Source organism: Kangiella aquimarina DSM 16071 (assembly GCF_000374105.1).
In the GTDB taxonomy this organism is placed as follows: Bacteria; Pseudomonadota; Gammaproteobacteria; order Enterobacterales; family Kangiellaceae; genus Kangiella; species Kangiella aquimarina.
In genome coordinates this window covers 293,021-316,719 of record NZ_KB893650.1, presented here as the reverse complement: position 1 = coordinate 316,719, position 23,699 = coordinate 293,021, and the positions used below count along the sequence as shown (strand labels likewise).

The following is a 23,699-nucleotide window of genomic DNA, read 5'->3' as shown; positions in this document are numbered from 1 at the left end:
ATGTTAAACAATCAAAAAATAAGTTAGGTGAATAGTAAGGTGTAGGTTATTGATTATATGAGTTGAGTGGATAAATGATGAATTAGACAGGAAGAATCAAAATATTGGAAAGTTTATGGGTAATGAACAAAGAATAGAGAAGCAATTATGTTAGATGACATCATCAGGGATTTACCCGAAGTCGTACAACGATATTTCAGAAGGGTATTTCAGGATAGCACATCAATAAATACCCAGTCGGTAAAGTTAAGCCAGGAGGGACAGCTAAGAACTTCAAAGGAAGGGCATTGGATGAGCTTCTCTGCTAGCGAAAGAATCGCCGCTGACGAGCGGAGCTTTCAATGGAAAGCTAAAGTGAAGATACCGATGGGCTTGCACATAAAAGTGGTAGATAGTTTTAAGGGAGGTATTGGTACTGGTCAGGTGAAATTACTTTCTATCATTCCGCTAGGATCTGAGACTAATAGGGTTGAGCTAAACTCTGGTGCCCTGCACCGATATCTTGCAGAAGGTGTATGGTGTCCAACAGCACTGCTACCGATCAATGGTGTTCAATGGTCAGCTTTAGAAGATGGCTGTGCTGAAGCAAGTCTTTCGGTAGGCGAAAGTAGGGTTAGCCTAGTGTTTCGATTTAATGATGAAGCTGAAGTCATCAGTGTTTACAGTGACGGGCGGTATGGAAAATTTGACAAGGGCTATCAAAAGAAACCCTGGGAAGGACACTTTAGAGACTATCGAGAAGTAAATGGAATAAGTATCCCGTTATATGGTGAAGTTGGCTGGTGGGACGCGGGTCAACTCGATCTGGTTTGGAAGGGACACATTACAAAAGCAGAATGGGCGTAAAGAATGAGCCAATGTTTAAGACTCGGAAACGGATGAAAAGTGTAGTATGGTCATAGCAGAGAATCTCAATAGAACAGGAGTATGACATGGCGAATGAAGGTTATCATGAACCCTATGAAGAATTATCTGACGAAACTAAAGATATGCATCGCGCCATCATCTCATTGATGGAAGAATTGGAAGCCGTGGATTGGTATAACCAACGTATTGATTGTTGTAAAGATGACGATTTAAAGAAAATCCTGAAGCATAACCGCGATGAAGAAAAAGAACACGCGGCAATGGTACTGGAGTGGATTAGACGTCGTGATCCTAAATTTGATCAACAACTTAAAGATTACCTGTTTACAGAAGACGAAATTGGGCATTAAATTATAGAAGCCTCAAAATTAAGTAAAATCTTGAGGCTTGAATCTATTATTTGGGAATAAGTTATTTGTCAGAACAAGAAAGAAACAATGACATACATTGGTTAACGGGCCAGTTCAATAACACTAACAACGAAACCAATTATCGAAACTCAATCAAAAAAAGAGTTCGCTTCGAAACACGTGTTGCACTCATTGTAGTTGCAATGCTATTTGCTGTATTTGGTATAACGGATTACAACCTTCTTGGATTAACTCGAGAATATTACTTATTATTAGCCATGCGCATTACAGTGGTCAGCTCATGTTTGGTTTTGGCTTATGTAATTGGTCGATGTGGTGGTTATACCCGAAAAGCTTGGCTACATGCCTTACCACTCTGGATTGTTGCTATTGGCATTGTTTTAATTGTTCCTCTGCGCCCTGAAAGTCTATCGACTCAAGTAACAGCAGTTGTTGTTGCGATAATGGCATTCTATCTACTCATTCCAAATTTGCTGACGGTATCCTTTTGGGCTAGTTTATTTTTGAGTGTTGCATTTGTATCGGCAGCAGTTGTTTTTGCTGGAATATCACCAGCTATGTCACTAAGAATAGGATTATTGTTAATTGTCGCAAATGTCGTGGGTTACAGTGCCTTGCTTCGTATTGAGTTTTTGCAACGTAAACAATATGCGCTACTGAACGAGGAACGTGAACAAAATAAAGAGCTCCAGGTAGAAATTGCCCATCGAAAGTCATTGGAAGAACAGTTACGGATGGTTGCAGAAAAGGATGCATTGACGGGTGTAGATAGCCGCGCACATTTTATGAAACGGGCTGAAGCACTTCTAAGGCGGTCGCAATTTGATAAATCAGATTTCTGCCTATTTATGATCGATGTGGATCATTTCAAGCGAGTCAATGATACCTGGGGACATACCTGTGGCGATCAAATATTAACTAGAATTGTAGAGGTCTGTCAGCAAACCCTTAGGCCATTAGATATTATTGGTCGGTTTGGTGGTGAAGAGTTTGTAGTCGGATTACCAAACACCAGTGTAAGTGATGCAAAAACTGTAGCGGAGCGTTTAAGGGATAATGTCACCAGGTTAAGGTTAGAAGGAGGAATGAGCGAGCTTCAACTCAGTGTGACGATTGGAATAGCAATTGCAGAACCTGACGATGATCTCGATGCTTTGATTGCCCGAGCAGACAATAGGCTCTATATCGGTAAGCGTGAAGGGCGAAATCGAGTGGTGATTTGAAGATTGTCACTTAGGAATATGGACTTGGAGAATTTGCAGGGAATGATTCAAAATTACAAGAGGTAGCTTCGTAGGGTACCCCTAGGGCAGGATCTGAGTCGTGATGCACCGATAAATCCAAGGCATATTCTATTGTAGCCAAGGCTCAGGAGCCGTGTCATAAGACCCACACCATCCTGTATAAAAGAGGACGAAATATGACTGTAGAGATGCATGTGGTAGATGCTTTCACGGAGCATTTGTTTGGAGGCAATCCAGCGGCAGTTGTTATAACTGAGGAGTGGCTGGATGAATCTTTGATGCAGTCGATTGCTACTGAAAATAATCTTTCCGAAACGGCTTTTCTTAAACCGGTTGAAAATAATCATTATCAAATCCGCTGGTTTTCTCCTTTAACAGAAATCGATTTTTGTGGCCATGCGACCATGGCTTCTGCGTTTGTGGTGTTCTTAAAAAATCCTTCATTATTAGAGGTTAAGTTTAGTGCGCCAGCGGTGGGTGACTTGGTGGTGACCCAACAGGAGGATGGCGTTATTGATATGAGCTTTCCAAATCGAAAGCCAGAACCTGTCGCTGATGTGCCGCAGGCTATATGGGATGGATTGTCCAAAAAACCACAACAGGTTTTACGCAGTGAGCAGGCCTATTTTGCAATCTATGATGATGAGCAGACTGTAAGAGAGCTTGCGTATGACAGTGAACAGCTAAAGCAATTAGCGCCTTATGATGTGGTGGCTTCTGCGCCAGGCAATGACTATGACTTTGTATCGCGATATTTTTGGCCAGCCAATGGCGGTGATGAAGATCCGGTGACGGGTTCGATTCATGCTGGGCTTGCGCCTTATTGGGCCGAGAAAATGGGCAGGCAGGAGTTGGTTGCTTTTCAGGCCTCGCAACGCGGTGGAGTGGTGTATTGTCGTTTAGATGGGAAACGGGTACATGTGGCGGGTAGAGCGGTATTGTACTTAAAGGGTGAAATCGCTATTTAGGTTAGGTTCATAAAGCGAGGCGTATGCTAGATTCTGTTAGTTCAGAATGAACGGGCTTGAAAACAGTACAAAGGAGTTTGCTATGAAAACAATTAATAAAGTAACTGGGGTTATTCTTACAGTTAGTCTGATGTTGGTAAGTGGTGTAATTGTTGCCAATGACAAAAAAGTTGAAAACGAAAGCACAGAGAATGCTCAGGCTATCGAGAAGTCGGACATTAAACGCGGAATGCCCATCGCAGAACCAAAACCACAGCAGGCAGGTGATCCGATTCCAGGTATTGATATTACGGTCAATCAGGGGCATAGCGTGTGTCAGTCGGGTTCGGAAGGCTGTGAGGATGGTAACGAATCAGTAGATCATGTGGCTCAGCAAAGAGGTGGTGTAAAATTTAAGGCTGGCAAGGCATTGGCCGATACAGTTAAGTCAGTCGATGATGGTGTTAAACACGTCGATGATGATGTTAAACACGTCGATGATGATGTTAAACACGTCGATGAAGACAGTGACGATGATGGTCTTTCTGAGCAATAACAAACATCCCAAATAATACTAAATAGATTATGAAGTATTTATTGTTTCTTGGTACTGTCCGAGACAGTACACCTCCCAAACCTGCGCGGCTCGGACTTCGAGTCGCCAGAGCCTGTCTCAATCATCTAAAGCAATTCCAATCAGAACATAATGTAGAGCTGGTCGATCCCATGGACTATGATCTTGGTGCACCTTTTAAGCCCCATTTTGCTTATGCTAAAGGCCAGGCGCCAAAATCCCTTGATGAATTAGCCGAAAAAATTAAACAAGCTGATGGTTACGTTATGGTCAGTCCTGAATACAATCACACCATGAGTCCGGCACTATCTCACCTTCTAAATCATTTCGGCAGTTCATTGTTCTCCTATAAACCCAGTGTCATCGTGACCTATTCAGCAGGGCAATGGGGTGGTGTACGAGCCGCCATGTCGATGCGCGGTATTCTTTCGGAGCTAGGCTGTCTGCCAGTGTCCGCTATGACCAATATTCCAAAGGCACAAGAAGTGTTTAATGAGGATGGTAATTTTCAGGAAGATCAGAATGTCGAACGGTGGAATAATTATTTTGCGCGGGGCTTCTTACAGCTTGAATGGTGGGCGCAGGCGACCAAACAGCACCGAGCAGAGATTGACCCGGATGAGGTTATTCAAGCTTTTAAGAAAGATCCCTCGCAACGCAATGCACCTTAAGCGAAGTAACATATTAGTGAAATCATACGCAAAAGTTTCTTATCTCCAGGGTTTAGATTATCTTAGTGAAAGGTCACCAGTAACAAGAGTGGAGAATGGGTAAGCAGCAACAGGATTTTGCTTGGCATTCCTTAAATGCCAAAACAGTTCTAAAGCAGCTGGACTCAGATCAACAGGGCCTGAGTTCACGACAGGCTGCTGATCGCCTGGAGGAATATGGCGATAACCGTGTACCAGCGGCAGTCGGGAAAAGCTGGTTTGTTCGTTTCTTTCTGCAATTTCACAACACCCTTATCTATGTTCTTCTTATCTCTGCTGCGATAACGGCACTATTACATCACTGGGTAGACACTTCGGTAATAGTAGCCGTGGTTTTGATTAATGCCATAGTTGGCCTATTGCAGGAAGGGAAAGCAGAGCGAGCCTTAGATGCCATAAGAAAGATGCTTGCCTTAAAAGCTTCAGTCATTAGAAGTGGTCAGCGCATAACCATTGACGCGCAACATTTAGTTCCGGGAGATATTGTCATACTCGAAGCAGGCGACAAAGTACCGGCAGATTTAAGACTGATAATAGCAAACAACCTGAAAATTGAAGAAGCCATCTTAACGGGTGAGTCGTTGGGCGTAGAAAAGCTAACCGAGGCAGTGGAAGAGAAAGCGGTATTGGGTGATCGATGCTGCATGGCCTATAGCGGAACCACAATAACCAGGGGACAAGGACAAGGTGTGGTGGTAGCGACAGGAAAGCACACCGAAGTAGGTCGAATTAGCGGAATGTTGTCCGAAGTTAAAACACTGACTACGCCTTTAATTGAGCAAATGGATACATTTGCTAAGTGGCTAAGCTTTGTCATTGTCATGATAGCCAGCTTAATATTTGCAATTGGCTATTGGCTTCTCGGCTATGAGTTCAGTGAGTTGTTCATGGCGGTTGTCGGCTTGACGGTAGCGGCTATTCCAGAAGGATTACCAGCTGTACTTACTATCACACTTGCGGTAGGTGTACAGGCTATGGCCAAAAAGAATGCCATTGTTAGACAGCTACCAGCGATTGAAACGTTAGGCTCAGTTTCGGTTATTTGTACAGACAAGACTGGAACTCTGACGCGGAATGAGATGAGTGTGGTGGCAGTCTGTACTTCGGATAATAACTATGATGTAAGTGGTGATGGTTATCTGCCAATCGGGACAATTTCAAATCACTCAAGGTCAGTCAAAATAGAAACGGAGCAGCAATTAACAGTTATCGGACTGGCAAGCTTGCTGTGTAATGACTCGCAACTAAAAAGAGAAGGCAATACATGGAGTGTCGAAGGCGATCCAATGGAAGGCGCATTGTTAACATTTGCCGGGAAGATTGGATTTGATTTGGAAACTAGCAGAAAAGAGTGGGCGCGCACGGACCTAATACCTTTTGATGCCAGTCATCGGTTCATGGCGACATTAAATCATGACCATCAGGGCAATGCCGCAATCTATGTAAAGGGTGCACCTGAAAAAATAATTGAGCTGTGTACGAAACAAGTGTCCGAACAGAGTCAAGAGAAAAAAATTGACCAACCATACTGGCAAACAAAGGCAGCTGAATTGGCCAGCAAGGGTCAGCGCGTTATCGCGCTGGCAATAAAGAGAGTACCGGTAGAGTATACGATATTAAAACAGCATGATTTAGACCAGGATTTAGTCTTGTTGGGTCTGGTTGGTTTGATGGACCCTCCTAGAAGTGAAGTGATTGAGGCAATACAGGAATGCTACAGCGCAGGGATTGATGTCAAAATGATTACAGGAGATCACGCGCTAACTGCATCCTCAATTGGAGCTAAAATTGGTTTGCATAACAATCAGCGAGTATTGACCGGAGCAGAGCTCGATTTGATGAATGATGATGAACTCGAGCAGGCAGTTAAAGAAGTGGATATTTTTGCCCGTACCAGTCCAGAGCATAAATTAAGACTGGTAACAGCTTTGCAAGCCAGCGGGCTGGTAGTGGTAATGACCGGAGATGGCGTCAATGATGCGCCGGCACTAAAGCGTGCGGATGCTGGGGTTGCAATGGGTGTTAAAGGAAGTGAAGCAGCCAAAGAAGCGTCTTCGATTGTATTAGCTGATGATAATTTCGTCTCGATAGTTTCAGCAATAAAAGAAGGGCGAACGGTTTATGATAATACTAAGAAGGTCATCAGCTGGTCTTTGCCAACCAGCACCGGCGAGGCCTTTACCATTATTGTTGCGTTGATGTTGAGCATGGCTTTACCGATAACTGCGGTACAAATTTTATGGGTAAATATGATTACGGCCGTGACCCTTGGTGTAGCACTGGCTTTTGAGCCGACAGAAGCGAACACCATGAAGCAGTTACCGAGGCCAAGAAATCAGCCTTTGCTAACCGGAACTTTAGTCTGGCACATATTTGTGGTGACACTACTTTTTGTGTTGGGAGTTTTTGGAATATACCGCTATGCTGTGGAGCAAGGCTATTCCATTGAGCTTGCCAGGACAATGGCAATGAACACATTGGTGGTAATGGAAGTGTTTCATTTGTTCTTTATCAGAAATATGTATGGTACATCGCTAACCTGGAAAGCGATAAAGGGTACTAAAGTGATCTGGTATGCTGTGATATTAGTCACTGCAGGACAGCTGGCAATTACCTATGTACCTTCAATGCAAGAAATTTTTGCAACACGGTCAGTGCCATTAAAGGATGGCATTCTAATTGTGCTGATAGGTGTTGCTGTGTTTGCCGTAGCTGAAACAGAAAAACAGATTAGACTAGCCCTGACAAGAAAGAGAAAAACTGGATGAATCAACGTTTTTATGACATAGCTTCACGCGTTGTTGATCTATTGATGGATGTGGTCTGTGTGGTTGATGAACATGGCGTCTTTGTCTATATCAGTAGCAGTTGTGAAAAAGTCTTTGGCTATACCCAGCAAGAGATGCTGGGCACTAACATGATCAATTATGTTCATCCAGAGGATCGAAATAAAACATTGGCCATAGCAGCACAGATAATGCGAGGAAAAGAACAGCCGTATTTTGAAAATAGATATGTTCGAAAAGATGGTAGTACTGTTTATATTATGTGGTCAGCACGCTGGCAGGAGGAGGATAAAGTTCGGGTAGCGGTAGCAAGAGATATAACAGAGTATAAACGCATCGAAAGGACACAGAACTCCATTTATAAAATCTCACAAATGGCCCACCAATCGAGTAACCCAGAACTGTTGTGTCAGGACTCCTACCAACTTATAAAAAGCTTCATTGATATAGAAACCTTTTTAGTTTGCACCAAGCACTCGGAAAGAAATCAAATCAAATTGACCTACAGCAATGACGAACAATATCCAACAGGAACTTACTTTACGGTTGATAGTAAGACTGCCATTTCGGAGATAATCGAGAAAAGAAAAACACTGATGGCAAATAGTAACAAAGGATCTTGTTTAGAGGTTAGCAAGGATGAAAAAGTACGATTTCATCAGCATGGCAACTGGCTAGGTATTCCGCTGACGACACAGGAAAAAGTGATTGGTGTATTGATAATTAGCTCGGCCAACAGCAAACGTTATTCGAGTAGCGATATTAGCCTATTAGAGTATGTTGCAGAGCAGTTTGCGGTAGCGATTGAGCGCAAGAATAATGAGCAGAAGCTGCACCACCTGGCAAGCCACGACTGGCTCACAGGCTTACCGAACCGTATGCTTTTTAATGACCGAATGGAGGTGGCAATTAATCGAGCGAAAAGAATGGGTGAATCGGTGGCTTTACTTTATATGGACCTGAATGGCTTTAAAGAAGTTAATGATAGTCTGGGACATGCCAAAGGAGACTTATTATTAAGTAAAGTGGCGGCTAGAATTAAGTCATGTGTCAGAGAGTCTGATACTGTCGCACGCATGGGTGGCGATGAATTTACCGTATTACTGACAGAAATTCATGGGCGAGATGCCGTTGAAAATGTCTCGATGAAAATAAAAGATGCATTCAAGGTAAGCTTCAGTCTTGATGGTAATGATGCGGTTATCGGTATTAGTATTGGGATTGCAGTTTATCCCGATGACGGTGAAAATAGTGAGTCGCTTCTGAGAATTGCTGACAATGCCATGTATGATGATAAGCGACAAGTGAATGCTAAGAAACCAAAAAACAGTAAAACTTATAAATGATATCTGGGGGAAATCATGAGCGAGTTAACTAAAACAAAAGATCTCTTGGGTCTGCTGGCATGGCTGATATTGGCTTTTGCCACCGCCACCATAGGCGCAATAGCTTCCGTTGAAGCAGGCCAATTCTATAGTCAGCTCGAACAACCATCATGGGCACCGCCTGGCTGGCTGTTTGGTCCAGTGTGGACAGTTTTATATGCTTTTATGGGTATTGCTGCGTGGCTAGTCTGGCGTCAACGATATAATTTAAATGCCTCATTAAAGAGGGTACATGCTGCATTAACTATTTTCGTACTTCAGCTAATTTTGAATGCCTTGTGGAGCTGGTTGTTCTTTGCGTGGCATTTAGGGGGCTGGGCTTTTGTAGATATTGTTATTCTGTGGATCTTCATTGGCTTTACATTGGTTGGCTTTTTACGGGTCAATAAGTTGGCTGCAGTGCTATTAGCACCCTATTTACTTTGGGTTCTATTTGCAGCAATTCTTAATTATGCCGTGTGGAAAATGAACCCAGCGCTGCTGGGTTAGTAAAAACTTTCTTACAGACCGTCAGTCGCAACTGAAAATGAAACGTCTTACAATGTGCGCCACTAGTAATAACCTACAATTTAAATGTTAGAAGTTATAATTTTGGCGATTGCCTTAAGTATGGATGCCTTTGCGGTATCCATTGGCCTTGGTTCAAAACCAGTAGCTAGCCATAGAAAACTAGCGATCCAGGCTGCTGTATATTTTGGCTTGTTTCAGGGGTTAATGCCGTTGATTGGCTATCTGGGTGGTAAAGGGCTGCTCGGCTGGATTGAGGTTTACGCTCCCTGGATTGCCTTCCTGTTATTATTATTTATTGGCGGCAAAATGATCTTTGAAGCTTTCTCGGAAGGCATAGAAGATGATATAGCCCAGATTACCCAACGAGTCATGTTGACGCTTGCCATTGCAACCAGTATTGATGCCATGGCAGCAGGCTTTGCCTTGAACCTGTTAGATGCCAACCCGTTTGTAGCCTGTCTCATTATTGGACTGATTACGATGCTAATGAGTACGATAGGTGTTTACATTGGCAAGCGCAGTGGAACCTGGTTGGAAAGTAAGGCAGAGCTATTGGGTGGCGTGATATTGATTCTGATAGCGATCAAGCTCGTGTTAAGCTAACACCTGAAGATTAATAAGTTTAAATTTAAAGAATATTGGAATTATGCCGGTAATGAAAAGATTATTTATTGTAGCAACCCTATGCCTATTATGGATGTTGTCTATTGAGCCTGCTCATGCCAGCGCGGTTGCTTCTGATATCAGCAAGGTCAGTAGCATTGATTGGGCGTTACTGGCGCTTTATATTCTTATCGCAATTCTATTTTCTTTTTTTTGCTCCATAGCTGAAGCGGTGCTTCTCAGCATCACGCCATCTTACATTGAGCACATGCAGGAAAAAAATCCTAAGCGTGCCAAAGTATTGCGCACTCTTAGGATAACCAGTGTCGATCGTTCGCTTGCGGCTATTTTAACGTTGAATACGATAGCTCATACGGTTGGTGCAATTGCTGCTGGAGCACAGGCCACTGTAGTTTTTGGCAGTGCCTGGATTGGGCTCTTTTCTGTGATAATGACATTAGCCATTCTGTTCTTTTCAGAAATCGTTCCGAAAACGATTGGTGCCGTCTATTGGAAGCAGCTTGCTACCATTACCGCTGTATATGTCCAGTGGTTAATTAAGATTCTGTACCCACTAATCTGGCTTTCAGAGATGATTACCAAATGGATCTCGCATGGTAAGAAACAACACATCTTCAGCCGCGATGAATTTCTTGCGATGGCCGGATTGGGCGAAAGAACAGGACACATAGACGAGCATGAGTTCAGGGTCGTCAGAAACCTGTTTCGATTCCGTCAATTACGGGCTAAGGATATCATGACGCCGCGCACTGTAATGGTTTCTCTTCCGGCCAGTGCTAAAGTGAAAGATGTGTTTCAGCAGGTGCTGGAGATTCGGTTCTCAAGACTGCCAATCTACAGTGAAGACAATGACGATATTACTGACTTTGTGCTGAAAGACGATATCTTGATGACACAAGCGAAAGATCATGGGGCCAGAACACTGGCTCATCTGAAACGTAAACTGATGGTGGTGTTGGCGGAGATGCCCTTGCCGGATTTAATGGAAGTACTACTCAATGAACGCCAACACATCGCTCTGGTGGTTGATGAATATGGGCAGACTTCCGGACTTGTGACTCTTGAGGATGTTGTTGAAACTTTACTGGGATTAGAGATTATGGACGAGATGGACGAGGTCAAAGATATGCAGTTATTGGCCCGCCAGCAGTGGCGCAAGAGAGCAGAAAAACGTGGCCTCATCATTGATAAAGACTCTGAAAGCCAATAAAGCAAGTCAAAACTGACAATAATTGTCAGTAATTAAGTCATATTTAACTTGATATGGGTCGCTAAGCTACATTTTGATATCAAAAATACTTATATTGCAACAATTTATAACCTATTGATTTATATAACATTAAAATAAGTAATAAGTCTTTAGATTAGGAAAGACCTAAGCACTGTAAAAAATACTGACAGTGTGATCTATTTCTCATTCTCATTCTTTGCTAAAGTAAAAGAAGGTCAGACATGAGGAAATCCTATGGCTCGTCGTTTTCGAGTAACTCAGACGGCTGCCTCGATTGTAGATTGTGAAAGGAACTCCATGCGCCAAGCGAGGCAACCTTCCCTAAAGAATTTTTTTAGCTCTCCTTTGTGGGTGGGCATCCTATTATATTTACTCAGCAATACCCTGGCATTTGCAGGACACCACCCTGTTAATATAAAAGGGACTTTTGACGATCAACTTGAAAATCACAATGCCGAATCAAAAGAAGAAAAGTCAAAGGAATTAACCCCTGAACAGCAGGCGTTTGATGATTTCATTTATAAACTTGAATCGGGTGCAATAGAGGTCAATAGTCAGGAAGACTTCGACCGCCAGTTAGAAAAAATGAAAGCATTAGTTCCAGATGGGGATGAAGATCGCCGACTGTCCTATGTGTATTATCATTGTGTATTGAGCAGCATGTTTGACCCAAGAGCGGGAATCGAACTTGCCAAAGATGAAATCAGTAAGGCGAAATCAAAAGGTGACCGGCTAGAGGAGGGAGTTCTTTACATGTGCCTGGTCAACTACCAATCCAGAGCCGGTGAAGTCTCTGAAGCATTGCAAACTACCGAAAAAGCACTTGATATTGGTGAGGAGCTTAACGATAAGCTCTTGATAGCTGACGCACATGTAAGTCGTTGCTCGATGCGTTCATTGATTGGTGAAAATGATTTTGCCTTACAGGACTGTGTTAAAGCCGAAAAATTATATCGCGAAGAGGGCCTACTGGAAGGTTCGGAAGGCTTAATCTTTGATATTGGCATCATTTACCGTCGGTTAGGTTTCCTGGAGCGAGCAGAGAAATATTTAAATCGCGCCCAGCAAATTGCTGAAAGAGACAACTTACGATTTGGTCAGTTGCAGGTTTATTTACAACAAGGATTCCTCGAAGAGCAGCGCAACAACCTAGATAAGGCTATAGAAAAGTATCAGGTAGCAATGAAAGTTGCCAGAGATGATGATATCCAGAGTGAGATGGTACCGATACGGATAGCTCTGGCTGGTGGTTATAATTTGCGTGGTGAATATAGTAAGGCAATTCGTGAACTGGAACTGGCAAGTGAAGCCAGAGAAAGGCTGGGCAACATAAATTATGACGGCATGGCAGCCATGCAGTACGGAATTGCTCTGAGTAATATTGAGCAACCGCAACAGGCAGAAGAGTACTTTCTTGAAGCGGAAAGGCAAATGCTTAGGGATAATAATCGCCGCTATCTGGCTTTGCTTTATGAGGAGTGGGCTGAAAGTTATAAACGTGCTGGCAATAACCAGCAGGCTTTGGATAAATTCCAGAAGTTTATGGAGCTACAGAAAGAGCTCGATCGACAGCGTTCTGATCAACAGACTCAGGTACTTCGATTCGAGTATGACAGTGAAAGAACTGAGCTGGAAAACGAGCAGCTCCAGAAAGAACAGAAACTCAAAGATGAGCAATTGAAATCTTTTGAGAAAGCCCGTCAGTGGCAAATTCTGGCCATTATTCTAGGTGGTTTATTAACCATAGTTTTGATTGGGTTTTCTTTGAGACAGGTTGCCAATTCACGCAAATTTAAACAACTGGCTTATACCGATAGCTTAACTGGCTTAGCCAACCGTCGGCAGATAGAGCGAGCACTGAAAAAAGCGATGGATGAAGCCAGCTTGAGCAAGAAGCCGTTGAGCATACTGATGTATGACATTGACCATTTTAAAGTAATCAACGATCAGCATGGTCATTCGGTGGGTGATGTGGTTCTGACAAACCTTTCCAACTTTAGTAAAGAGCTGTTACGTGATAATGACGTACTGGGCAGAACGGGTGGTGAGGAATTTCTGGCGATCCTGCCTAATGCAAATATTGATCAGGCTATCCAGGTTGCAAAAAGGCTTCAGCGAGAAGTTGATCTTAAGCAGTACACAAATATAGAAAGTGATCTGAATGCAACCATCAGTGTTGGAGTAGCAGAATATAAATCGGGGGAGACTATGGATCAGCTACTTCACCGAGTTGATGAAGCGCTTTACCAGGCCAAGGAAAATGGTCGTAATCGCGTTGAATATGTTATTTAAAATATTTTGGGAAATTGCAGGGGTTAGATCGCTAACCCCTCATTGATTCGATACCACCCCGTCAAACTAAACCGTGATTTATTGGCGGGCAAAACCTCATGCGGAAACACTTCACTTAAAAACACGACCAAAGTACCAAACTCAGGTATCACTGTTTCGATTGGGGTTTTCTCGCGTTTACGATAAATCAGCAGTTCTCCACCGTCCTCTGGAAGCCATTGAGGATTCAGGTATAAAACGGTGGTTAACCGACGATTGGTACTGCCCCGAAAGGCATCCAGGTGACGTTTATAGAAAGCGCCCTCCGGGTAATGCGCAAACATACATTCGTAATCAAATAATCCAAGGAAAAGATGCCTATTCAAACGCAGGCGAAGCTCTTCGATCCAAGTAAAATATTGACTGGCAAAAGGCTGATCTGGTTCTAACCATTGGATTTGGTCCGTGCGTACAAATTCATTGGTATGAAAATTCTGCTCACGTCCAATACCCGCCAGGTCGAATTGATGGGGGTTACTATCAATTAGACCGGTAAATAGATGATTAAGGGTATCAAGCGGCAAAGCGTTTTTCAGAACAATATAGCCCTGATCAGTAATCGCATCGCAGATACGCGCAAAGACATCGTCATCAAAATAACCAGTAGAGCTGGAAGAAACGGATTTTAAAACTGGGTTCAATGCAGTGAAACCTCATGAATTCTATGCGCGCTTTATACTCCAAAAAAATGATTTTGTGAACAAAAATCATACAATAGGCGTGGTCGCATTTAGAGGCAAGCTGAATTAGACTAAATGGAATCGATAAGTAGATTGAGACAAGTCCCATGAGCTATAAGCAAAATGTCGCTGAATTAATTGGAAATACCGATTTATTGCGAATTCCTTCACTGTCAGAACTGACGGGTTGCGAAATATTGGTCAAGTGCGAATTCCAGAATCCGGGCGGGTCGATCAAAGACCGTGCTGCATTGCAAATGGTGAAGGATGCCATTGAGTCAGGAGAGCTGAAACCGGGAATGACCATCGTTGAAGGCACTGCCGGAAATACCGGCATTGGATTAGCGGTGGTGGCAAAGGCATTGGGCTACAAGATGCTAACTGTCATGCCAAAGGGGCAAACGCCGGAAAAGGAAAAAATGATTGCGCTGCATGGCTCGGAGTTGATGTTGGTGGATCCTTGTCCCTTTGCTAATCCCAATCATTTCTATCATACCGCGCGACGTCTCGCAGAAGAAAACGATAATTATTGGTGGGCTAATCAATTTGAAAATACCAATAATGCAAAAGCCCATTACAAGCACACTGGCCCAGAAATCTGGAGTCAGACAGAGGGTAAGATAGATGCACTGGTGTCAGTGTCAGGTACAGGGGGAACCATTGGTGGAACCTCCCGCTACCTCAAAGAACAGAAACCTGAAGTGCAGATCTGGTCAGTAGATCCTGATGGCTCAGGTATCTACCATTATCTGAAAACCGGTGAGTACAAGGCGCAAGGGAGCTCATTTACAGAAGGAATTGGCATTATGCGGACGGTGGCGAATTTTGCTCAGGCAAAAATTGATAAAGGAATAACCTTGCCAGATCAGGATCTGGTAACGGTGTCACGAGCGGTAAGAAATAATGATGGACTGGTGCTGGGCAGTAGTTCAGCGCTTAATCTGGCAGGTGCTCTATTTGTTGCGGCAAAAAGTGGCCCGGGCAAAACTATCGTTACATTTGCCTGTGATGCTGGAGAACGCTCGTATTCGAAATTATGGAACCCGGAGTTTCTGGCTGAGAAAGGAATTAGGGATGATCTGGAAACGCTTGAGCAAATGTTTCAGCGGTACCGGTCAATGGATGAGAATGTCATCGTTAATGTCACAAGGAGAGATTAATTATGGAGCAAAAACCTCGTCTGAAATTACTCGACGCACAATTCGATGTGCATAAATTGTCCTCAGTGATGCAGCTGGAGGATCTACAGGGAAACTGGTTTCTCTCCTCTACAGATGAAGAGTTATCACTGGTGTGTGAAGGACTCAATCGAGAGTTGATAAAGGATTCAGTGCAAAAAAGTGAGCTGAACTGGCGCTCCATCAAAGTTGAGGGCCCCCTCGACTTTAGCATGACAGGAGTTATTGCAGGTCTTAGTAATGAGTTGGCTAAAGCAGAGATCCCAATTTTCGTGGTATCAACTTTTGAAACTGACTACCTTTTGGTGAAAGAGCGCAATTTAGCTGAAACACTGGTAGTTTTGAAAAAATCAGGCTATGTGTTTGTTTAGATAAAATAAAGTTCTTTAATAAACTCATATGTCGAAGTATATGCATAATACCCCTTTTGATTGAGCTGAGTAGCGAAATAGGCGAGGCAGGAATGAAAATAATAAAAGTGGATTCCCGCTTTCGCGGGAATGACGGGAAGGTAAAGGAATTAAAATAAGTTCCAATTCTAAACAAATTTGCAAATCGGTAGGCAAAATGGAAAAAGCTAGAAAATATGAGTAATTAACATCAGTTTGCCTGATATTGGATACATTTAGCTACAAGTTAAGTGAATTTCTCCTTTTATTCCATTTTGCCGCCAAAAAGGAAAAAATAAATAAAATTAAAAAAATTAAATTTCATTTAATATCAATAAGTTAAGTTAATAAAATAGGCATGCAAAGCATGTTGTATAAATATAAATGAAACTCGTCGAATGTCGTCTATAAAAATAATCCTTAAATTTCAATAACTTAAGGTTATAGCGAAAATTAATTGAAAGTACCGATTTATCGTTAATTCCTATCACTCAAAGTAACAATTTGAAATATCACTCTTTGCTAGTCTGTAAATGAGCAACGAATAAGGTCGTTGACACATTTTGATTTCAGACGAGGAAAATTGTGATGAACCACGAAGATGATAAAAAACCTGAAGGCACTGGCGACAGCAAGCCAGAACAAGGCGGTGAAGGTAAAGAACGGGTCTACGAAGGCGAAGCGGAGGTACTGGGTACTGAAGAGATTCGCGGTGAAGAGAAAACCTGGTCGATGTTTGCCCACTTAGCTGCATTTGTTGCCATGGTACCTCTGGTGCCGGTCATCGGTATGGTACTTGGACCATTGGTTGTCTGGTTATTGAAGAAAGATGAGATGCCATTAGTCGCAGAAAACGGCAAACGAGCATTAAACTTTAATATCACCATGTTTATTGCTTACTGTGCTGCATTAATCCTATGCATCATCCTGATTGGTATACCGATTCTGTTTGGACTGATCATTTTCCACTTTATCGTGACCATTCTGGCAGCTATCAAGGCTAGTGAAGGCGGTGTCTATGAGTATCCCTTCTCAATGAAGTTAATCCAGTAATAGATAGGCAAGATTCTAATAATAAAAAATGACTCTCCACAGGGGGCGCTGTCGAATCAAAAGCTTCGCCCCATTCTCCCCAGCGGCTACTTAGGTGCCGCTTTTTTTTGTCTGAATAAAAAGACAAAGGAAAAGACTGCGAAAAAGACCGAGAAATAGGGGCTAGGAATTTATGGCTTAGCATGTGTATAATTCGAGCAACTCTCGGGGTGCGCCTGAAGTTGTTGCTACATAGCAACATCATTTCAGGAGCTGAGATGCGCAAGCAAACCCGTATAACCTGATCCGACTCGCATCGGCGTAGGGAAGAGTAATGCACAACCTATCTATTGATCTAATGTAGATCCGTTCTCATTACTTTTTTGCGCCGTGCAGTCACAAACCGGAGACTATTGTGACAAGAAGCGTGACAAAAAGCGTAACAAAGAACGCGGCCAAAAATAATCCTGTTGATCTCAAAAACAATCTCATCACACGAGACCCTTTACCTAACTCAAAGAAAATCTATGAGCATGGTGTAGTTCATAAAGATATTCGCGTGCCGATGCGTGAAATAAGCCAGACTAACGGTGAGACGGTCACTGTATATGATACCTCTGGACCTTACACCGATCCTGCCATTGAAATTGATGTCCGCAAAGGATTACAGGAAGTTCGTCGTCAGTGGGTGCTTGATAGAGGTGATGTGGAAGCCTATGAGGGACGACAGGTAAAGCCGATTGATAATGGCTATCAGGATGATGACAAGGCATTTGCAACTCACAACCCTGAGCTCCAGCGTAAGCCATTGCGTGCCAAAGCTGGTGCCAATGTTACTCAATTACACTATGCCCGCCAGGGAATTATCACGCCCGAAATGGAGTATGTTGCCATTCGTGAAAATCAGAAACGTGAAGCTTTGTTAAAAGAAGCAACTGATAGTGAAAGAGAAGCACGTCTGAAAGGCAATTCATTTGGCGCCAATACACCAGAATTTATCACCCCAGAATTTGTGCGTGATGAAATTGCTGCTGGCCGTGCCATTATACCTGCCAATATTAATCATACCGAATTGGAACCCATGATCATTGGACGCAACTTTCTAGTGAAGGTAAATGCCAATATCGGTAACTCCGCAGTCAGTTCAGGCATAGAAGAAGAAGTTGAGAAGCTGGTATGGGCAACCCGCTGGGGCGGCGATACGGTCATGGATTTATCGACCGGCAAAAACATTCACGCGACACGCGATTATGTACTGCGCAACTCACCGGTTCCGATTGGCACAGTACCCATTTATCAGGCCTTGGAAAAAGTCGGTGGTGTGGCTGAAGATCTAACCTGGGAAGTATTCCGCGATACCTTGATAGAACAGGCCGAACAGGGCGTCGATTATTTCACGATTCATGCTGGGGTATTGCTACGCTATGTGCCGTTAACTGCAGATCGAGTCACAGGCATTGTGTCACGTGGTGGTTCGATCATGGCGAAATGGTGCATTGCACACCACAAGGAAAACTTCCTCTATACCCACTTTGAAGAGATCTGCGAGATCATGAAAGCCTATGATGTCAGTTTCTCGTTGGGTGATGGATTGCGACCAGGCTCATTAGCCGATGCCAATGACGCAGCACAATTTGGCGAACTGGAAACGTTGGGCGAGTTGACAAAAATAGCATGGAAACATGATGTGCAGGTCATGATCGAAGGACCGGGTCATGTGCCGATGCATATGATCAAGGAAAATATGGATAAACAACTAAAAGAATGTGACGAAGCACCATTCTACACGCTGGGACCGTTAACCACTGATATTGCACCGGGTTATGACCATATCACTTCCGGAATTGGCGCAGCGATGATTGGTTGGTTTGGATGTGCCATGCTGTGCTATGTCACACCAAAGGAACATTTGGGCCTGCCTAACCGAGATGACGTCAAAACCGGAATCATTACTTATAAATTGGCTGCCCATGCAGCGGATGTGGCTAAAGGGCACCCTGGTGCACGTTACCGTGATGACCAGTTATCCAAAGCGCGCTTTGAATTCCGATGGGAAGATCAGTTCAACCTTGGACTGGATCCAGACACGGCACGCGAATTTCACGATGAAACCTTACCGAAAGATTCAGCCAAGGTAGCGCACTTCTGTTCCATGTGTGGACCAAAATTCTGCTCAATGAAAATCTCACAGGATGTTCGTGATTATTCAGCGGAACAGAAGAAAATAGAGCAAGGTATGGCTGAAAAGTCAGAGCAATTTAAGCAGCAAGGCGCAGAAATTTACGTCCAGGTTAAATAACAAGTTGCAAATTGCAAACCAAAAGGTGATCCAATGAAGGTCGGAATTGTTGGTGCTGGAGTCGCAGGGGGACTGTTAGCATGGGAAATGGTAAAGAAAGAATTTGATGTTACGCTGTTTGACAAGAACGCAATAGACAGCGAAGCAGCTTGTTCCTTTGCCGCCGCTGGCATATTGTCACCGCTGGCAGAATTGGAGATGGCCGAGTCTAAAATTTATGAATTAGGGACTCGGTCGCTTCAGCTATATCCCGATCTAATCAAGGAATTAGATACTGAAATATACTATCGTCATCAGGGATCATTAGTCACAGCGCATGGTTCAGATAAAGTCGAACTGGAACGGTTGTATCGATTACTTGAGACCAAGCTTAACAATGGTAAAGACCAGGTAAGAAAAATAAGTATTGGCGAAAAGGAACCGGAATTAGCCCACTTGGGGAATGGTTTATGGATGACAAATGAAGGACAGATAGACACGATTGCGTTGTTAACAGCTCTACAAAAGCAATTGTTAAAACGAGGAGTTTCGTGGGTAGAGAATACCGAAGTGCAGCAAATAGAGCCGGGTAGAATTAAAACTGATAAAGGCTCCTGTAATTACGACTGGGTTTTTGACTGTCGCGGGTTGGGGGCAAAAGAAACATTACCATTACGCGCGGTGAGGGGAGAGTTGTTATGGTTGCATGCACCGGATGTAAACATTAAACACTTAACCCGTTTAATGCACCCTAGATATCGAATTTATCTGGTGCCTCGCCCCAATAATGTTTACCTGATTGGAGCTACTGAAATAGAGAGCGAAGACCACAGTCCAGTTTCTGTCCGGTCGACCCTCGAATTATTATCCGCAGCCTATAGCCTTCATAAATCCTTGGGCGAAGCTCGCATTATCAAACAGGTGGTAAATTGCAGACCGGCATTACCCGACAACCTGCCAAAAATAGAACTGCAAGACGGTATTGGAATTATCAATGGTCTATACCGGCATGGTATTTTATTAGCACCAGCAGTTGTAGAGCAGATGATGAAGCTATTTGAACAGGCATTGATAGAAAAAGATGAGGCTAGCCATGCAATTAATTGTTAATGATGAAACTTTAGAGATAGATGAACCGATGAGTATTGCAGAGTTCATCCGATGGTTTAAGCAAGACGGAAATTTTGCAATAGCTGTAAACATGGAGTTCGTTCCCCGTTCGTTATATGGAGAGACCTTGTTGAGAGAGGGGGATCGGGTTGAAATTGTTTTGCCGATGCAAGGCGGATAAAACAAAAAAATCGTCACAATTACTTTGTTAAAAACAGTGTCCTGCAAGGTCATTTACTAAAGTAAACTCCCTCTGGAACACTGTTTTTTGCCGCGTACTTGTTTAGCTATTTTTGTTTTATGGTAAGGGTATTGATTCAGAAGTGTAAATTAATTCTTGTCACCGTCATTTGTCATGAGCAAATTCCTGCTCCAAGAATCAATCTTGCCGCGCCCCAACTTAGCTTAGACGATTTAACAAGTGCTAAGAATTAATTTGGTGCATTTGTTTAGCGGGTAAATGGGATTTATAAAGTTGTTGTAGATAAGTTCAAACGTGCAGGAGTGCTCCAATAACCCCTTTTGATTGAGCTGAGTAGAAGCCAAGACATAGCAATTCAAAACAGGAAGTTTTGAATAGTAAAATTCGGGCCAGGGATGGAACGTATTTTACGGTGCGTGAAGTGGCTTGGTGGATACGAAGGAAGTTGAACGAAGTGAAACCTCAATCATGGGGTGGTCTTCTTTTGGTTACTTTTCTTGACCATGCAAGAAAAGTAACTCGCTGAGTAGCGAAAAAATTACATTTCATGCGCTGATACAGTTAAGAGAGAAAGCCTGAAAAATTATAAGGAATCGAATGCTAAAAATCGGTAATAAAGAAATAAACAGCAGATTATTCGTCGGGACGGCGTTATATCCGTCACCACAAATTATGCTGGATGCCATTAAAGCTTCCGAGGCGGAAGTTGTGACAGTGTCAGTAAGACGACAGGGTTTGGGTGGTGAAAATTTCTGGAATCAATTAAAGCAACTGGATTGTCTCTGGCTGCCCAATACGGCTGGCTGTCACTCTGCGAAAGAGGCTGTCACGACTGCTGAAATGGCGCGCGAAATCTTTCAAACCAACTGGATTAAACTGGAAGTGATTGGCGATGAATATAATCTTCAGCCCGATCCATTTCAGCTTCTTGAAGCGACAAAAGAATTGGTCAAACGGGGCTTTGAAGTATTTCCGTATTGCACCGACGATCTGGTGCTGTGTCAGCGTTTATTGGATGCTGGCTGCAATATTTTGATGCCGTGGGGAGCACCAATTGGAACGGGTCGTGGGCTCACTGATCCTTACGCACTGCAAACTTTGCGCAAGCGTTTGCCGGATGTGCCGATGGTGATTGATGCAGGCTTGGGTTTACCATCACATGCTACACAGGCCATGGAAATGGGGTTTGATGCAGTGCTACTTAATACGGCAATTGCTCAGGCTGATAATCCTGTGGTTATGGCTGAAGCATTTAAAGAGGCGGTGACCGCAGGGCGCAAGGCTTATAAGGCTGGCGCAATGCCACAGCGCGATCTGGCACAACCAAGTACCCCCGTTTTAGGCACGCCATTCTGGCAACAGGAATCATGAGCAATACAAAGAAACGCTTAGTTTGGAGTTACGCTGGACTGGATAATTCTGGGCTGGCCGGTCAACTTGCAGATACCAGAACTATTCAAGCTCTAGGAGCACACGCATGCTGTGTTACCACTGCTATTACGGCGCAAAACAACTATCGAGTCGTGGCGATCAATCCCTCGACAAAAGAACAGCTAGCGTCACAACTACAAGCATTGCAAGAGCTGGGCGAACCCGACGCTATCAAGGTTGGACTGTTACCCAGCATAGATTCGCTGGAGCTGTTAATTACTTTTCTTAAACAAACAGAAAAGTCTGTACCACTAGTTTTAGATCCAGTCGTAGAGACTTCATCGGGTACGCAATTGATGCCGGATGTAGTCATCGAACAGTTAAAAAAAGTATTACCAGTGGTTACTCTCATCACTCCTAATATTGATGAACTGGCCAGATTAACCGGTCAGGAAATTCAGTCGATAGAAGATATTGAAAGACAGGCTAGGACATTAATCGACCGGGGTGTAGGTGCGGTGTTGGTAAAAGGTGGGCACTGGTCCTCTGAACACGCCTCGGATTTCTTCGTCAATAAAAAGAATCAATTTTGGCTACACAGTGACCGAAAAGAAACGAACAATACCCGTGGAACGGGCTGTGTGTTGTCTTCAGCTATAGCGACTGCTTTGGCGTTGAATTACTCGATAGAAGACGCTGTGGTGATCGGCAAAATGACTTTGAATCAAGGACTAAGGTATAGCTATTCGGTTAAGCAACAGAAAGGTCCGTTAGCGGTTAAGTCATGGCCGATGGATGAACAGGACATGCCTAAACTGACCAGGCAGTACCCTTTAAGTGAATACCATTTTCCTTCTCTGGCCAAGCAAATAATGGGCCTATATCCCGTAGTGGATAGTGCCGAATGGTTGGAACGGTTGTTACCGTTGGGCATTACGACCATTCAATTGCGAGTGAAAGACTTAGAAGGTGATGCATTAGAAAATGAAATCCGAAAGGCCATAGCCATCGCTGAGCAATATAAAGCAAAACTCTTTATCAATGACTACTGGCAGCTGGCAATTAAGTACCAAGCCTATGGCGTACACCTCGGGCAGGAAGATCTTGATGATGCAGACCTTGAAGCAGTCAGTCAGGCGGGATTGCACTTGGGAGTCAGCACCCACTGCTTTTATGAAGTAGCGCGTGCGCACGCCATAAAGCCAAGCTATCTGGCCTGTGGCCCGGTGTATCATACCGACAGTAAACAAATGTCATGGATTCCACATGGCATAAACAAATTAAGCTATTGGAAAAACCTGATGCAGAGTTATCCTTGGGTTGCCATTGGGGGTATTAATGCTGATAGAATCCCAGAAGTAGCGAGCACCGGTGTGTCAGGGATTGCAATGATTTCTGCAATTACCCAGGCCCACTATCCAGAGCAGACGGCTACATCAATGATGCAACTGATTGAACAACACAGGTCTAAGGTATGAGCAATTTCGAATGGCAGGAATCTGATGCGGTACAGCTGATAAGTCCAGAACAGTTAAAACAATGGGCCAGCCAGCAGGATGCGCCATTAGTGATCGATGTGCGAAAAGGGGAAGAGCATGAGGCTGATAAGGCATTGCTGAACTTTATAAAAGCGGGAACACTTAAAAATATACCGATTACTGAATTTGGCAGTCATATCAATCAGCTCGATCCCGATCAACCGGTAGTGACAATCTGCCAAGTCGGACAAAAAAGTTTTAACGCCGCCAGCTTGCTTATTCAGGCAGACTTTTCCTGTGTCTACAGCTTGCATGGCGGTATGGAAGCTATTAAACGCAACTAACTGTAATAACAGACTGTAACATTCTGCTACAGTGTTGTATGTGAGGTTTCGATATAC

At 43.5% G+C, this 23,699-nt stretch carries 22 protein-coding genes and 1 riboswitch; of the genes, 21 read left to right on the top strand and 1 reads right to left on the bottom strand.

The genetic code is table 11. The features are described from left to right. Positions 1-147 precede the first annotated feature (147 nt). The 12 genes from B158_RS0101555 (at position 148) to B158_RS0101500 (ending at position 13,541) form a co-directional block, all read left to right on the top strand. Positions 148-846, top strand: coding sequence for a DUF6920 family protein (locus B158_RS0101555; protein ID WP_018623566.1), 699 nt, complete (start codon positions 148-150; stop codon positions 844-846). Between the two features lie 86 nt (positions 847-932). Then, the gene (locus tag B158_RS0101550) at positions 933-1,217 is read left to right on the top strand and encodes an encapsulin-associated ferritin-like protein (protein WP_018623565.1); all 285 of its coding nucleotides are present in this window, start codon (positions 933-935) and stop codon (positions 1,215-1,217) included. Positions 1,218-1,282: 65 nt separating this feature from the next. Beyond that, complete coding sequence (locus tag B158_RS0101545) at positions 1,283-2,461, top strand: GGDEF domain-containing protein (protein WP_018623564.1); 1,179 nt, start codon at positions 1,283-1,285, stop codon at positions 2,459-2,461. 197 nt (positions 2,462-2,658) lie between these two features. Then, the gene (locus tag B158_RS0101540) at positions 2,659-3,450 is read left to right on the top strand and encodes a PhzF family phenazine biosynthesis protein (protein ID WP_018623563.1); all 792 of its coding nucleotides are present in this window, start codon (positions 2,659-2,661) and stop codon (positions 3,448-3,450) included. 82 nt (positions 3,451-3,532) lie between these two features. Further along, the gene (locus tag B158_RS0101535) at positions 3,533-3,985 is read left to right on the top strand and encodes a hypothetical protein (protein WP_018623562.1); all 453 of its coding nucleotides are present in this window, start codon (positions 3,533-3,535) and stop codon (positions 3,983-3,985) included. A gap of 29 nt (positions 3,986-4,014) precedes the next feature. Continuing rightward, on the top strand, positions 4,015-4,674 hold the full coding sequence (locus B158_RS0101530; protein ID WP_026309180.1) for an NADPH-dependent FMN reductase: 660 nt from the start codon (positions 4,015-4,017) through the stop codon (positions 4,672-4,674). A gap of 95 nt (positions 4,675-4,769) precedes the next feature. Beyond that, positions 4,770-7,481 (top strand): cation-transporting P-type ATPase, encoded by a 2,712-nt coding sequence (locus B158_RS0101525; protein WP_018623560.1) that lies wholly within the window; start codon positions 4,770-4,772, stop codon positions 7,479-7,481. Next, the gene (locus B158_RS0101520; protein ID WP_018623559.1) at positions 7,478-8,845 is read left to right on the top strand and encodes a diguanylate cyclase domain-containing protein; all 1,368 of its coding nucleotides are present in this window, start codon (positions 7,478-7,480) and stop codon (positions 8,843-8,845) included. The genes B158_RS0101525 and B158_RS0101520 overlap by 4 nt, the downstream gene beginning before the upstream one ends. Positions 8,846-8,857: 12 nt before the next feature. Next, complete coding sequence (locus B158_RS0101515) at positions 8,858-9,373, top strand: TspO/MBR family protein (protein WP_407635753.1); 516 nt, start codon at positions 8,858-8,860, stop codon at positions 9,371-9,373. An 84-nt stretch (positions 9,374-9,457) separates the two neighbouring features. After that, complete coding sequence (locus tag B158_RS0101510; RefSeq protein ID WP_018623557.1) at positions 9,458-9,997, top strand: manganese efflux pump MntP; 540 nt, start codon at positions 9,458-9,460, stop codon at positions 9,995-9,997. 52 nt (positions 9,998-10,049) lie between these two features. After that, complete coding sequence (locus B158_RS0101505; protein WP_033413776.1) at positions 10,050-11,228, top strand: hemolysin family protein; 1,179 nt, start codon at positions 10,050-10,052, stop codon at positions 11,226-11,228. 255 nt (positions 11,229-11,483) lie between these two features. Next, positions 11,484-13,541, top strand: a complete 2,058-nt coding sequence (locus tag B158_RS0101500; RefSeq protein ID WP_018623555.1) for a tetratricopeptide repeat-containing diguanylate cyclase — start codon at positions 11,484-11,486, stop codon at positions 13,539-13,541. Positions 13,542-13,564: 23 nt separating this feature from the next. Here the strand turns inward: B158_RS0101500 and B158_RS0101495 are convergent, their stop codons facing one another. Further along, complete coding sequence (locus tag B158_RS0101495; protein WP_018623554.1) at positions 13,565-14,221, bottom strand: 2OG-Fe(II) oxygenase; 657 nt, start codon at positions 14,219-14,221, stop codon at positions 13,565-13,567. A gap of 146 nt (positions 14,222-14,367) precedes the next feature. Between B158_RS0101495 and B158_RS0101490 the strand changes: the two genes are divergently transcribed. The 9 genes from B158_RS0101490 (at position 14,368) to B158_RS0101450 (ending at position 23,642) form a co-directional block, all read left to right on the top strand. Next, a complete protein-coding gene (locus B158_RS0101490) occupies positions 14,368-15,420 on the top strand; it encodes a cysteine synthase A (RefSeq protein WP_018623553.1) in 1,053 nt (350 codons plus the stop codon). 2 nt (positions 15,421-15,422) lie between these two features. Then, positions 15,423-15,809 (top strand): ACT domain-containing protein, encoded by a 387-nt coding sequence (locus B158_RS0101485; RefSeq protein WP_018623552.1) that lies wholly within the window; start codon positions 15,423-15,425, stop codon positions 15,807-15,809. Positions 15,810-16,415: 606 nt separating this feature from the next. Continuing rightward, positions 16,416-16,880 carry a DUF4870 domain-containing protein gene (locus B158_RS0101480; RefSeq protein WP_018623551.1) on the top strand — a complete coding sequence of 155 codons (465 nt, stop codon included), beginning with the start codon at positions 16,416-16,418 and terminating at the stop codon, positions 16,878-16,880. A 195-nt stretch (positions 16,881-17,075) separates the two neighbouring features. Continuing rightward, positions 17,076-17,204, top strand: a riboswitch (TPP riboswitch). A gap of 145 nt (positions 17,205-17,349) precedes the next feature. Further along, positions 17,350-19,158 (top strand): phosphomethylpyrimidine synthase ThiC, encoded by a 1,809-nt coding sequence (gene thiC, locus B158_RS0101475; protein ID WP_156823066.1) that lies wholly within the window; start codon positions 17,350-17,352, stop codon positions 19,156-19,158. 33 nt (positions 19,159-19,191) lie between these two features. Continuing rightward, entirely contained in the window at positions 19,192-20,247 is a 1,056-nt protein-coding gene (gene thiO, locus B158_RS0101470) for a glycine oxidase ThiO (protein WP_018623549.1), read from the top strand. Then, entirely contained in the window at positions 20,231-20,428 is a 198-nt protein-coding gene (gene thiS / locus B158_RS0101465) for a sulfur carrier protein ThiS (protein ID WP_018623548.1), read from the top strand. Before thiO ends, thiS begins: the two co-directional genes overlap by 17 nt. Before the next feature lie 618 nt (positions 20,429-21,046). Beyond that, positions 21,047-21,820: a thiazole synthase gene (locus B158_RS0101460; protein ID WP_018623547.1), complete on the top strand. Its 774-nt coding sequence runs from the start codon at positions 21,047-21,049 to the stop codon at positions 21,818-21,820. After that, positions 21,817-23,298: a thiamine phosphate synthase gene (thiE, locus tag B158_RS0101455; RefSeq protein WP_018623546.1), complete on the top strand. Its 1,482-nt coding sequence runs from the start codon at positions 21,817-21,819 to the stop codon at positions 23,296-23,298. Before B158_RS0101460 ends, thiE begins: the two co-directional genes overlap by 4 nt. Continuing rightward, positions 23,295-23,642, top strand: a complete 348-nt coding sequence (locus tag B158_RS0101450; protein WP_018623545.1) for a rhodanese-like domain-containing protein — start codon at positions 23,295-23,297, stop codon at positions 23,640-23,642. The genes thiE and B158_RS0101450 overlap by 4 nt, the downstream gene beginning before the upstream one ends. Positions 23,643-23,699: the final 57 nt, after the last annotated feature.